Origin of the sequence: Streptosporangium fragile (genome assembly GCF_039534445.1) — a bacterium.
GTDB classification, from domain to species: Bacteria; Actinomycetota; Actinomycetes; order Streptosporangiales; family Streptosporangiaceae; genus Streptosporangium; species Streptosporangium fragile.
On record NZ_BAAAVI010000070.1, the window covers coordinates 1 to 12,213 of the forward strand.

General features: G+C 70.6%; 8 protein-coding genes. 4 read left to right on the forward strand and 4 right to left on the reverse strand.

What is annotated here, in order from left to right:
• On the reverse strand, positions 1 to 3,951 hold a 3,951-nt coding region (locus tag ABD841_RS32810; protein ID WP_425582078.1), incomplete at its 3' end, for a DUF7379 domain-containing protein.
• Positions 3,952 to 4,641: 690 nt separating this feature from the next.
• Here ABD841_RS32810 and ABD841_RS32815 point away from each other — a divergent pair.
• Positions 4,642 to 5,700 (forward strand): alpha/beta hydrolase, encoded by a 1,059-nt coding sequence (locus ABD841_RS32815; RefSeq protein WP_344979900.1) that lies wholly within the window; start codon positions 4,642 to 4,644, stop codon positions 5,698 to 5,700.
• A 90-nt stretch (positions 5,701 to 5,790) separates the two neighbouring features.
• The gene (locus ABD841_RS32820; protein WP_344979902.1) at positions 5,791 to 6,429 is read left to right on the forward strand and encodes a TetR/AcrR family transcriptional regulator; all 639 of its coding nucleotides are present in this window, start codon (positions 5,791 to 5,793) and stop codon (positions 6,427 to 6,429) included.
• Between the two features lie 81 nt (positions 6,430 to 6,510).
• Here the strand turns inward: ABD841_RS32820 and ABD841_RS32825 are convergent, their stop codons facing one another.
• From ABD841_RS32825 to polX, 3 genes are all read right to left on the reverse strand, one after another.
• Entirely contained in the window at positions 6,511 to 8,010 is a 1,500-nt protein-coding gene (locus tag ABD841_RS32825) for a WS/DGAT/MGAT family O-acyltransferase (RefSeq protein WP_344979904.1), read from the reverse strand.
• Positions 8,011 to 8,252: 242 nt separating this feature from the next.
• Positions 8,253 to 9,506: a sulfite oxidase gene (locus ABD841_RS32830; protein ID WP_344979906.1), complete on the reverse strand. Its 1,254-nt coding sequence runs from the start codon at positions 9,504 to 9,506 to the stop codon at positions 8,253 to 8,255.
• 80 nt (positions 9,507 to 9,586) lie between these two features.
• Positions 9,587 to 11,269, reverse strand: coding sequence for a DNA polymerase/3'-5' exonuclease PolX (gene polX, locus ABD841_RS32835; protein ID WP_344979908.1), 1,683 nt, complete (start codon positions 11,267 to 11,269; stop codon positions 9,587 to 9,589).
• A gap of 268 nt (positions 11,270 to 11,537) precedes the next feature.
• On the opposite strand from polX, the gene ABD841_RS32840 reads away from it, so the two are divergent.
• Entirely contained in the window at positions 11,538 to 11,789 is a 252-nt protein-coding gene (locus tag ABD841_RS32840; RefSeq protein ID WP_344979910.1) for a type II toxin-antitoxin system Phd/YefM family antitoxin, read from the forward strand.
• The gene (locus tag ABD841_RS32845) at positions 11,789 to 12,211 is read left to right on the forward strand and encodes a type II toxin-antitoxin system VapC family toxin (RefSeq protein ID WP_344979912.1); all 423 of its coding nucleotides are present in this window, start codon (positions 11,789 to 11,791) and stop codon (positions 12,209 to 12,211) included. The genes ABD841_RS32840 and ABD841_RS32845 overlap by 1 nt, the downstream gene beginning before the upstream one ends.
• Positions 12,212 to 12,213 lie beyond the last annotated feature (2 nt).

Sequence of the window (12,213 nt, forward strand, 5' to 3'; positions counted from 1 at the left end):
CGGCGAGGCCTCCGCGGTCAGCCCGGCCACCAGCCCGGCGTCGCTGACCGCGGTCGCCCGGCCCACCCCCAGATCCGTCGGCCGGCCCTCCCGCCACACATACGCGTGCGAAGCGTCGCGGTTGGCCCGGCACATCAGCTCCCCGGCCACCACCCCGGCGGCGTTGACGTCATAGGCGTGCCCGGCCGGGTGCTGCGTCTCGGTGAACGGGCAGGCCGGATCCCCCAGCGTGGTGACCGTCCCGTTTTGGTAGAGGGCCGGGTTCCACCCGGCGGGAATGCCGTCCACGCCGCGATCGGTCACATACCCCCCGGCCACCTGGCCCCGGCCGTTGATCCGCGGATACAGGACCGCCGACCCCGGGCGCCAGTCGAACTCCGGCTCATCCGGCAGCTGGATCGCCGGTCCCTGATCCCACATCACGTGCTTGCCGCCCAGGGTGCCGAACACCTGGTCGTTGTCGTTGAGATCCCAGGCCCAGCCGGTGGTGCGCGGCGGGCCGGAGTCCGGCTGCAGATCACGCACCGTGCCATCGGCGCGCCAGGTGACCGCGTGCGCCTCGTTGACCCCGTTCACCTGCGTGTGGGCCGCACCGGAGACCTCCCCGGCCTCGTTGATGCCGGTGGCATGGGCATCACACGCGGGGCCGTTCTGATCGGTGCAGGCCAGGCCGCCCAGCTCGGTGAACGTCCCGTCCTGCCAGCGCATCGCATGCCGGCGCCCCGCCGTCCCGGGCGCCTCGATCGTGACCGCCACCTGCCCGCGGTCGTTCAGCGCGGCCGCCTTGGTGAACTCGGCCGACCGGCCGGCCGCACCGCCCAGCTCGGTGACGGTGTAGGACCCGAACCGGGCCACCACCTCATGCGGGCCGTCCATGACCAGCCGCAGCGTCCCGGCCGGCCGCTCCTGCCCGTCCACGACCCACCCGGCCGGGATCCGCCCGGCCTCCGCGGCCGGGGTCAGCGTCACCGTCGTCCCGGCCCGGTACTTCTCCAGCGCCGGCGACGCGGTCACCGACCCGCCCGGATCGGCCGACAGCTTCAGCTCGAACTCCCGCAGGTCCGGCTTGGCCACCTTCACGGACTCCAGCGTGGTCCGCAGCCACTTGGCGGTCTCCGCCTTGACCACGAGGTTGTAGACGCCGTCGGCCAGCGCCTCGCTCGTCGCGGCATAGACACCGTCCCCGGCGGCCCCGTCATCCTTGAACGTCAGCTCGTGCCGGGCACCGTCCTGCCCTCGCAGGATCGCCTTCACCATCGCCCCGGTGACCGGCTGCCCGCCGTCGGTGACCGTGGCCGTCACCGCCACCCGGCCGTCCTCCGACACCTCAGCCGCGGCCGCCACCCTTACCGTGCTTCCGGCGATCCAGGCGCCCAGCTCGGCCATGACGGGCGCGGTGCCGGTGTTGGTGACCTCCAGCTTCCACGCCCCCGCCTGCGGGGCGGTGACGCTCAGCCCTTGGACGGGCTGCCTGGCCGCATCGCCGCCGGCCGCGTACGAGGCGACCGCCTTGCCCGACGGGTCGCGCAGCAGCAACCCCACCGTCTGCGGCAGCACCCCGGTGACCCCGAACCGCGTGCCCGCCGGCACCTCCACCGGCACGCTCACCGTCTTGCCCGCCTCCACCACGGCCGACGGCGTCGCGAACACCGACACCGCAGCCGTGGCGGCCTCCGCGGCGGCATCGCCGTCGCCCGCTGCCGCTGCGGCAGTGGTCTTGCCCGGCTTCGCGGCGGCGTCCCGCTTCAGGGTCGGCTCCGCGCCGTCCGGATTGCCGACGTAAGCCAGCAGTGACGCCAGCCGCGGCTTGACATAGGTGAGGAAGTCTCCCGGCGATTCGGTCATTCCGAGGTGCGGGGTGCCGGTAGTGGGGACGTCGATGTATATGAATCGCGCACTCGACGCCGCGACGATGCCGTCACCGTCCTCGAAGACGCCGTCCTCCTCGTCTGCGGAGAGCACCGGCCAGCCCACACCCACGAGGTTGGAGGGCTTCACACCCCTGAGATTCGTGACTAGTTTATTGAAACTACGCATTTGCGACGTAGTTATCTCCAGTGTGGCCGGGAAGAAAGGCGGCTGGAGGCCTTTCACCTCGTGTGCCAGCACCAGGAGGTCGGCGTAGAGGCTTCCCTCGTTCGGGGTGCCCATCTGCAGCATCCGGCTCACCACCGGCTTGCCGTCCGGTGAGTTCGGCATATTGTCTTGGACGTACTGCCGGGTGATCACCCCGCCCATGGAATGGGCGAGAGCGTCGACATGGAACGCGCCCGTCCGTCCGCGCACGCCCTCGATGTATGTCGCCAGTTGTTCGGCGTTCCCCGACACCGTCATGGTGAGCTTGCCGGGGTCTGACAGTGTGCCGGTGTCGAGGGTGCCGGGCACCTGCCCGTCACCGACCGCGAATCCCCTCAACTCCGGGTGACCGGACTTCAGAATGGGCCCGTAGTTCCCCCATGCCGTCGCCGCGTCGCTCTTCCAGCCGTGCACGAGCACCACGGGCTTCGGCAGGATGACGACGGGTTCGGTGCGACTGGTGACCTCCACGGAACCGTCGGCGGTGAGAATCTGCGCGACCAGGGCGCGGTCCGAGCTCGCCTGGCCCTTGTGCCAGGCGTAGCCTTCGGTGTCCCATGTCATCTGCTTTCTGAGGGTCTTACCTGGCGCGAGAACCACATCGATCTCCCCGCCGGGCACAGGTTTGCCGGACACCTGCTCGACCACCCGGAGTTTCCTGGAGAGGGTCTTGTCGCCGTTCGGGTTGGTGATCTCGACGTCGAGGCGGACCTGGTTGCCGTCGATCGTCCTGCCCGTCCCCGGTGACACGTCGAGCCACTCATCGGAGGGATAGCGCCGGGTCTTGATGGAGAGGGAGACGGCGGGTTTCTTGATGCCCAGGTCGAGCAAGAAGGCGTGAGCGTGGTTCTCATGATCCTTGGCGATGCCGACGATCTGGCCGAGGTCGTTGATCCCGACACTCTTCGTCAGGGTCATTCCTTTCCGCGTTTCCTCCGGCACCACGTCGTTCAGGTCGAACGGGCCGTTCTCCGTGTAGACGGCGGCGCGGTAGGAGCCATTGGAGTCGAACATTATCCCCGCGCCGACACCGTCGTTGTTGATCGCATACATGACGCCGCCGTGTGGAGTCCCGATCTTCCGGGGAACGCCGTCCTTGTTCCAGATGATGGGGACGTAACCGTCGCTCACGTCGTCGTTCCCGTAGCCGGCTACCTGCCCCTTGTCGTTGATGTCGTAGGCGACGGTGCTGCCGTGGAAGTCCAGTCGGTCCCGTTTGACGTCGATGGGTTCACCCGGCCTGGTGCGGAAGGCGACGAACTCCACGGCCGTCGGGCTGGGGTCCATGTCGGCGCCGCCGACGACCTCACCGGCTTCGTTGATGGCAAAAGCCTCCACCCGCTGACCTTTGAACGGTTCGAGCTTGAGCAGGGAACCGTCGATGTCGAGCACCTCGCGGGAGTTTATGATCTGCCCGCGGTTGTTGATGGCCATCACCGAGTACTGCAGGTCCAGACGGGTGGCCGTGCCGTCCTTGTAGACGAAGTTCGCGTGACCGGTGGACCCGTCGGATTTCCTGAACGTGTACCGGCCGACGGCAGTGCCGTCGTCGTTGACGTCCCCGGCGGAGCTGAAGAGGACGTCGCCGCTGAGACTCGACTGGATATCCGTGATCTGCGTGCCCGCGCCGCCGGACCCGGCGGAGAGCAGAACGGCTCTCGCCCTTGCGTCAGGCCACGGACGCAACGCCGCGGCGACCTGGCCTTTGTTGTTGATGTCTCCGACATCCCCCGCGAAGTCGTTGAGATTGCCGAGGTCGACGAATTTCGGAAGAGGCTCGTCGAATGCTGTCGCCTTTTCCTGGGGCGCTGCCGACCCGGATTCGGCGGCGGCGGGCCTCGGCGTGACGAGGGAGCCGACCACTGCGGCGAGCACGAGCAGTGCTGCCCGCCGTGTGAAGGTGCGACTGAGTAACCGGTTCAAGGATGAATCTCCGAAAGCTGAGGCCGCGCGCCGGGCACGGCGCGCGAACGTCGGGTGGGACATGTCCCGGAGCGTGGGATATCCGGGCGGGGCTGCAGGTTTCTTGAAGCCCGGGCGCTCAGCTCTTCTTCGTGTGCTTCGCGTGCCCGTGGGAGCGGGGAAACAGAGCCGGTGGACCCGCGTGGCGAAGCCTGGACGGGGTGATGGGTCGGTTCCTGTGGGATGTGTCAGGCCGTCGACTGTGTGTTCGCGCCTTCCCCGGATGCGGGGTCTGGGACAAGGACGAAGCCGGTTTCCGACGTGAAAGAGTTTTTCCTGCGCGGATGGGCAGCGTGAACGCGTCACTCGGGGGGACCCGGACGCCTCCTTTGGGGCTAAACGGCTATGACCAATAGGCATTGGTGCGATTGATTGCCAGTATCTTGATCGATCTTGCGAAACACTTGGAGGAAGTTGTCGGGGACTTGAAGTCGCTGCCCCGGCGCGCAAGGGCTTCTCCGGCGAGGTGGAGCGGGAGAAGACCCGGCTCGGCGAAGCTCGCGCTCGCACCCGGTTCCCGGATACCCGCGCGCTCGCCGGACGTTTAGGGTGGATGCGGGACATTATTGTGCGCCGTGTCAATAAGGGCTGTCGGAGGCTGCCATGGCACAGAGTTCACGATTACGCGGTTGCCTCGTCGCCGCCGTGATCGCGGGCGGGCTGTTCGTGCTGGTGGTGGCCGCCTCGATCGCCCTCATCTCCAACCAGCGCCGTCCCGTCGCCGACCCGCCCGCCGCTCCCTCCGCCGGGCGCTCCGCCACCCCCGAGGCCTCCGGCGGGCCCGGGAAGCAGGACAGGCTTCCCGACGGCATCGAGGTGATCGAGGAGGAGCGGCTGGACGAGCGCCGGATGGACCTCACCCTCCGCTCGGCCGCACTCGGCGACGTCACCAGGGTGCGCCTGCTGCTGCCCAGAGGCTGGTCCCGGGAGGCGGGGCGGACCTGGCCGACACTCTGGCTGCTCCACGGGGGCCTCGACGACTACCGGTCGTGGTCGAGGTCCGACGTCGCCGAGCTCACCGAGGACGACCCGGTGATCGTGGTGATGCCCGACGGCGGCAGGTGCGGCAGCTACTCCGACTGGCACAACGGCGGAGACGGCGGCCCGCCCCGGTGGGCGACCCACCACCTGCGGGAGCTGCTGCCCCTGCTGGAGAGCCGGTACGCCGCCGGCGGCGAGCGCGCCGTCGCCGGATACTCGATGGGCGGCCAGGGGGCGATGCTCTACGCGGCGGCGGGCGGCTTCAAGGCGGCGGCCTCCTTCAGCGGGGCGCTGCACACTCTCCTGCCGGGCGTCGACGTGGCGGTCATGCTCGGCACCACCGCGGGCTGCTTCGGCACCGACTGGAAGCGCCTCTGGGGCGACCCACGCGAGGACCGCGAGGTGTGGGAGCGGCACAACCCCTACCACCTGGCCGGGCGACTGCGCGGGGTCCGCCTCTACGTGGCCGCCGGCGACGGGGGCAAGCGCGACGGGGAACTGTTCGGCGACATCACCGAGGAACTGGCTCGCAAGGCGGCCGCGGCCTTCACCGGCCGCCTGCGGTCGCTCGACATCCCCTACGAGCCCCACTTCTACCCGGGCCGTCACAACATGACCTACTGGAACCGGGAACTGCGCCGGGCGCTCCCCATGCTCCTGGAGTCCGTCGGGGCCAGATGAGCCCGGTGCCCCTCCGCAGGAGGGATCCCGTACGGCCCTGTCGCCCCGTCGGCATGGAAATCCGGGCCCGCCCCTGGCTATCGTCTGCCTGTGGGCAGCCTCCGACAGCGCTCCGGCCGCTCCGGCGGATCCAGCCGATCCAGCCGCTCCGGCCGCTCCGGCGGGTCCGATCGCGCGCGCGACGCCTCCGACGCCGACGCGCGTACGCGCATCCTCGACGCCGCCGAGGAACTGTTCGCCGGCGTGGGGTACGAGGCCACCCCCACCGCGGAGATCGCCCGGCTGGCCGACGTGCCCAAGGGGCTCGTCTTCCACTACTTCCCCAGGAAGATCGATGTCCTGGTCACGCTGATCGACGAGCGCACCCTCGTGGAGGAGTCCCCCGAGGTGGAGGCCGTCCCGGGCGACGCGGCGGGCACCCTGTCCCGGCTGGCCAGGCGCCTGCCGCTCAGCGCCTCCCCGGCGATGCGCCGCATCCTGTTCCGTGAGGCCGACACGCACGGCTCGGTACGCGACCGGCTCGGCCGGCTGAACGGCGAGATCATCCGCCGGGCCCGGTTCGCGCTGGAACTGGCGCTGCCCACCCCGCGCGGCGACGCCGCCCGGCTGGAGGTCGCCGCCGTCACCTTCGCCGCGGTGCTGCTCTACCAGGAGAACCTCTGCCAGCTCACCGGCCACCACATCGACCCCGACGCGGTCGCCGAGCTGATCGCCCACGCCCTCGGCTGAAAGCCTCCGCTCCGGCGGGGCCCGCGGTCCGGGCTCCGGGCCGGCGCGTCCTCCCGGACCGGCCGGTCCGCAGACCGGCTCTCAGGCCGGGATCATCTCCCGCGGCGGCCGGGCCGCGACGGGCCCTGCCGGGCGTACCGGCTCGACCAGCTCCAGCAGCTCGTCCATGGCCTCCCGCAGGTGGCCCATGAGCCGCCAGACGTCCGCCACCCGGTTCGGGCAGGACAGGATGCCGAAGTCCAGCGAGCCGTCGTAGGAGAAGCAGGTGATGTTGACCCCGCCGCTCAGGTCGGTCAGCACCGACATCGGGTGGTAGGCGAGCACCCGCGCGCCGCACAGGTACAGCGGGAACTGCGGTCCCGGCACGTTCGAGACGATCAGGTTGACCGGCGGCATCACGATCGAGGCCAGCCGGAAGACCACGGGCGTCGCCAGCGCGGTGACGGCCGGGGGCAGCACCGACGACAGCTCGCCCAGCCAGGTGGCGGGCGAGCCGGCGAAGCGCCGTTTGGCCGTGCGCATCGTCCGCGCGGTCACGCGTAGGCGCTCCCGCGGGCACCCCAGGTCGGTCGGGAGCGGGGCGACCATGACCGAGATCTGGTTGCCGACCACGTCCCGGGCGCTCGCCGTGCGGACCGCGACCGGGACCGCGGCGATCAGCGGCCTCTCCGGCAGTGCCTCGCGCTCGCGCAGCCACGCGCGCAGCGCCGACGCGCACAGTGCCATGACCACGTCGTTGACGCTGGCCTCGAAGGCGCGGGCGACCCGCTTGACGTCGGCGAGCGGGATCGACCCGTACGAGAAGCGCCGTTCGGCGCCGATCGGTCCGTTGAACGGTGTGCGCGGCACCGACAGCGAGGGCAGCTCCGGCAGTGGCCGGTCCTTCCCGGAGAGCACCCGGGCGGCGGCGGCGACCGTCCGGGCGCCCGGCAGCGCCGCGGCCACCGGGATCACGTCCAGGTCGGCCGCCATCCGGGCCAGTGAGCGCAGCGCGCTGACCGGGTGGGTCACCGACCGCGACACCGCCCCGGCCAGCATGCCGGCCAGCCCGGGCGCGGTGGGGGGCGGTTCGGGCGCGGGCGGCTCCACGGGGCGCGGCTCGGGCGTCAGGTCCAGCAGCGCGGCGAGCGTCTCCGCCCCGGACACCCCGTCGATGGCGCAGTGGTGGACCTTGGCGTACAGGGCCACCCGGCCGCCGTTCAGGCCTCGGATCAGGTGCATCTCCCACAGTGGCCGGCTGCGGTCCAGGCGCCGCTCGTGGATCCGGGCGATCTCCCCGGCGAGCCGGGCCTCGTCACCCGGCGCCGGGAGTGTCGTCTCGTGGACGTGGGCGGCGACGTCGAGGCCGGTGTCCTCCACCCAGTACGGGCGGTCGAGGCCGAACGGCACCGTGGCCAGGCGCAGCCTGAGGGCCGGGGCGAGGTGCAGCCGCTCGCGGAGCAGCTCGACCAGGGCCTCGCGTGTGACGGTGCCTCCCGGGGCGCAGCCCGGGTCGAGAATGGCCAGACCGGCGACGTGCGCCGCGGTGGTCGCCGATTCGGCGTGAAGGAACTGCGCGTCGAGCGCGGTCAGCTGGCGCATCGGTCGAGCCTCCTAACGGAAAACGGGAGAACACGTGCGGTCATCATCACGTCGGCACGTTTCCCCTTCGTTTCCTCCGTACGACCTCGGGCGTCTTTCCGGCGAAGTCCGGAGGTCCAGCCGATCATCGCTTTCCGGAGTCTTCCCGCTGCCGCCGGTGAGCATGTCCGTCCGGCGGAGCCCTCCGGGACCTTGCCCACGGTGAGGCGCGGGCCCGCGGGCCACGGCATCCGCGCCGGGGCTCACGGGTTCACGACGGTCACGGGGTGGTGGACGACCGCGTCGAAGAGGTAGCCGAACTCGTTGTGCGGGGTGCGCTGCGGCTGGGTCGCGCCGGTCTCGTCGACGGCGCGCGCCAGCAGCGTGCGCGGTCCGGTCTCCTGCGGGCTCCAGGTGACGTGCCAGCGGGCCCAGGCCGGTACCACGTGCGGGCCGCGCAGCTGGGCCCGCCGCCAGGTGACGCCGCCGTCCACGCTCACCTCCACCGCGGTGATCCGGCCGTGGCCCGACCACGACCGGCCGTGCAGCACGTGCGCCCGCCCGGCGGCCAGCGTGGCGTTCCACGGCAGCTCGAAGGCGCTCCTGACGCCCCGGACGGTCAGCGGGGCGCCGCCCTGCGGCGGGTGGGCGGCGCCGAACATCCGGTAGAGCTCCGTGTTCCACGGCGAGAACAGCGGCGAGGCGGAGACCTCGATGTCGCCGACCCACTTGATCGAGGCGAGGCCGATCCAGGAGGGGACGACCAGCCGTACCGGGTGGCCGTGGTCGGGCGGGAGCGGCCGGCCGTTCATCTCGTACGCGAGGATGACGTCCTGCAGAGCCTTGGCCACCGGGATGGGCCGGCGCACCGGGCCGAGGTCGACCCCGCCGGAGACGTAACCCGGGTCGAGCCCGCGTGCCATGACGTCGACGGCGTCCGGGGTGAGCCCGGCCAGGTCGAGCACCGTGGCCAGCGGAACCCCACGCCAGCGGGCGACCCCGATGCCGCCCAGCCGCCACGGGGTGCCGGAGACCTCCTGGTGCTGCTGGGTGGTGAAGAAGCTGCGCCCGTTGCCCGCGCACTCGATCGCCACGTCGCGCGTCACCGCCGGAAGCGCCAGCAGCTCCCCGTAGTCGAAGCTCCGGGGGTTGCGCAGCCCCGTGCCGTGCAGCCGCAGCCGCCAGGCGGTCGCGTCGATGATCGGGGTGGAGGTGTGGTTGCGCACGAAGAATCGCTCGTTGGGCACGTGGAACCCGACGTCGCGCATCGCCTCCCAGCGCATCTCGGCGTTGGTGTCGTGGACGACGAACAGCTCCGGTGGCAGCGGTTTGACGATCCCCGGCCCGGTCCGCCCGCCCGCCGCGGGAGGTTGTCCGGCCGTCGTGGGAGGTCGCCCGCCCGCCGCCTCCTCGGCTCCGGGTGCCTGCGTGCGCGTCGTGTCCCGCGCGGACGCCTGCCGGGGCACCGCCCCGGTGCGCCGGTGGACGGCCTCGTGGGTGAGGTCTTCGTGCGGCATGTGACGCCCCCCTCTCCTCTTACACCTATTTCCTACCAAGAAACAATGCAATACGGGAAGGGGGCGTGGCTCTGCCGCTCTCAGCGGCCGAGGAAGTCCAGCAACCGCTCCAGGGGCCAGGTGTTGATCACGTCGTCGCCGGTCAGCCAGCCGCGCTGGGCGATACCGACGCCGAAACGCTGGTTGCCGAGGTGGGGAACGGCGTGGGCGTCGCTGTCGATGGAGAACTTCACACCGTGGTGGCGGGCCAGCCGTACCAGGTCGGAGGGGAGGTCGGAACGACCCGGGAAAGAGTCGATCTCCATCGCGGTGCCGGTGCGGGCGGCGGCGCGGAACACCTCGTCCCAGTCGGCGTCCACCCCGGGGCGCTTGCCGATCTGCCGTGTGGTCGGGTGGCCGATGACGTGCACGTGCGGGTTCTCGCAGGCGGCGACGAACCGCCGGGTCATCTCCTCGCGCGACTGGGTGAAGTGTGAGTGGACGCTGGCCACGCACACGTCGAAGCCCGCCAGCACGTCCTCCGGCCAGTCGACCGAGCCGTCGGGGCCGATGTTCAGCTCGGTGCCGTGCAGCAGCCGCATGTCCGGATACTTCTCCTGGAGCCGCCGGATCCACTCACGCTGCTCCAGGGCCTTGTCCAGCGTCATCCGCTGCATCGTCAGGTCGGGCGCGTGGTCGGTCACCGCGTAGTAGGAGTAGCCCCGGGCGTGCGCGGCGGCGACCATCTCCTCCAGCGAGGCGATGCCGTCGGTCAGGTCGGTGTGGGTGTGCAGGTCGCCCCTGAGATCCTCCAGGGTGACCAGCACGGGCAGCTCGCCCCTGAGCGCGGCGGCGATCTCGCCGCCCTCCTCGCGCAGGGTCGGCGGGATCCACTCCATGCCGAGGGCCCGGTAGATGTCCTCCTCGCTCGCGGCGGCGATCACCCGCTCGCCCTCGAACAGGCCGTACTCCGACAGCTTCCAGCCCTTCTTCACGGTGATCTCCCGCAGGTGCACGTTGTGCTCCTTGGAGCCCGTGAAGTAGAGCATCCCGGCGCCCCACGACTCGGCGGGGATCAGCCGCAGGTCGACCTGGACCCCCTGGGTGGTGCGGACCGAGGTCTTCTTCTCACCGGAGGCGATGACCTCCGCGACGTACGGCTGCGCCTTGAAGTCGTCCATCAGCGACTCGGGGCCCACCGCGAGGATGTCGACGTCGCCGATGGTCTCCTTCATCCGGCGCAGCGACCCGGCGTAGGCGATCCGCTCGGCGGGCAGCGAGGCGATGATCCGCTCCGCCAGGTCCATGGCCACGCCGGTGTGCACCCTGGCGCTGCTCCGCTCCAGCTGCTCGACGCCCCTGAGCAGGTTCTCCTCGGTCTTGGCGCCGAAGCCCCGCACCCCCTTCAGGCGCCCCTCGCCGATGGCCTTCACCAGGGCCTCGGGGGAGTCGATGCCGAGCTCCTGATAGAGGAAGACGGCCTTCTTCGGACCCAGGGACGGGACCCGGGTCAACCTCCGCACCCCCTCGGGCACCTTCCCCCGCAGGTCGTCGAGCTGCCGGAAACTGCCCCTTTCGAGATACTCCTCGACTTTCTTGGCGATCGCCTCGCCCACCCCCGGCACGCTCCGCACGGGCGTCGCCGCGATGTCGTCCGGGAACCCGGCGATGGCCTTGGCCGCCTTCTGGTAGCTGCGCACCCGGAACGCGTCGCCGCCCGTCATGGCGAACAGGTCGGCGTACTCCTCCAACGCGGCCGCGACGTCGTCATTAGCTCGTGCCATACGGCCAGCCTAGAAGATCCCACCGACGTTTCCCGGCCCCGGCGAGCCGGTTCGGGGCCCGGATCGTCACAGAGGTTCAGGGGTGACCGGATGCGGCCCGCTGACGGAACGGCGATGTCCTCCGGGGCGGAGACAAGCCGAGGTTGTGGTTTCCGGGAGGCCGGTGTGACGTGGGAGATCGGCATCGACCGGGTGGATGACGCCTGCCGCTGCATGTGATCTTGTATTGGCCTACCCTCAATCTAGACAGACTGGACAGGGGGTCTTCGTGGGCGGATGGCAGGTTCAGGAAGCGAAGCAGCGCTTCAGCGAGGTCGTACGGCGGGCGGTCAGTGAGGGTCCTCAAGTGGTCACCCGGCACGGCGAGGAGGTGGCCGTGGTCATCGACATCGCCGAGTACCGCCGTCTCAAGGGCGACGCTCCAGATTTCGGGCGGTTCCTTCTCGCCGACCCCGACTGGGACGACGATGTCGAGTTCCCCCGGAGCCGGGACCTGCCCCGAGAGGTGGATTTCGACTGATGGGCGTCGGCTACCTGCTTGACACGAACGTGGTCTCCGAGGTTCGCAAGCGGAACGGAAGCTCTCACGTCAGGGCCTGGATAGGCGGGGCTCACGGGCACACTCTCTACCTCAGCAGCCTGACGGTCGGTGAGATCCGCTGCGGAGTCGAGCTTCGCCGACGCAGCGATCCCGCGCAGGCGACGGTTCTGGAACGCTGGCTTCACGGACTTCACCGGCAGTTCGCCGATCGCATCGTTCCCGTCACCTCAGAGGTCGCGGAGGAGTGGGGACGGCTGAACGCCGTCCGCCCGCTTCCGGCGATGGACGGTCTGATCGCCGCGACGGCCAGGGTGAACGGGTGGACACTGGTCAGCAGGAACGTCAAGGACTTCGAGGGGACGGGCGTGTCCGTGGTCAACCCCTTCGAACCGCCGCGCTGACG

Bases quoted from the DNA above. Each gene is read 5' to 3' on its own strand.
- ABD841_RS32815 (WP_344979900.1), top strand. From the start codon at position 4,642: ATGGCACAGAGTTCACGATTACGCGGTTGCCTCGTCGCCGCCGTGATC.
- ABD841_RS32825 (WP_344979904.1), bottom strand. From the start codon at position 8,010: ATGCGCCAGCTGACCGCGCTCGACGCGCAGTTCCTTCACGCCGAATCG.
- ABD841_RS32830 (WP_344979906.1), bottom strand. From the start codon at position 9,506: ATGCCGCACGAAGACCTCACCCACGAGGCCGTCCACCGGCGCACCGGG.
- polX (WP_344979908.1), bottom strand. From the start codon at position 11,269: ATGGCACGAGCTAATGACGACGTCGCGGCCGCGTTGGAGGAGTACGCC.
- ABD841_RS32845 (WP_344979912.1), top strand. From the start codon at position 11,789: ATGGGCGTCGGCTACCTGCTTGACACGAACGTGGTCTCCGAGGTTCGC.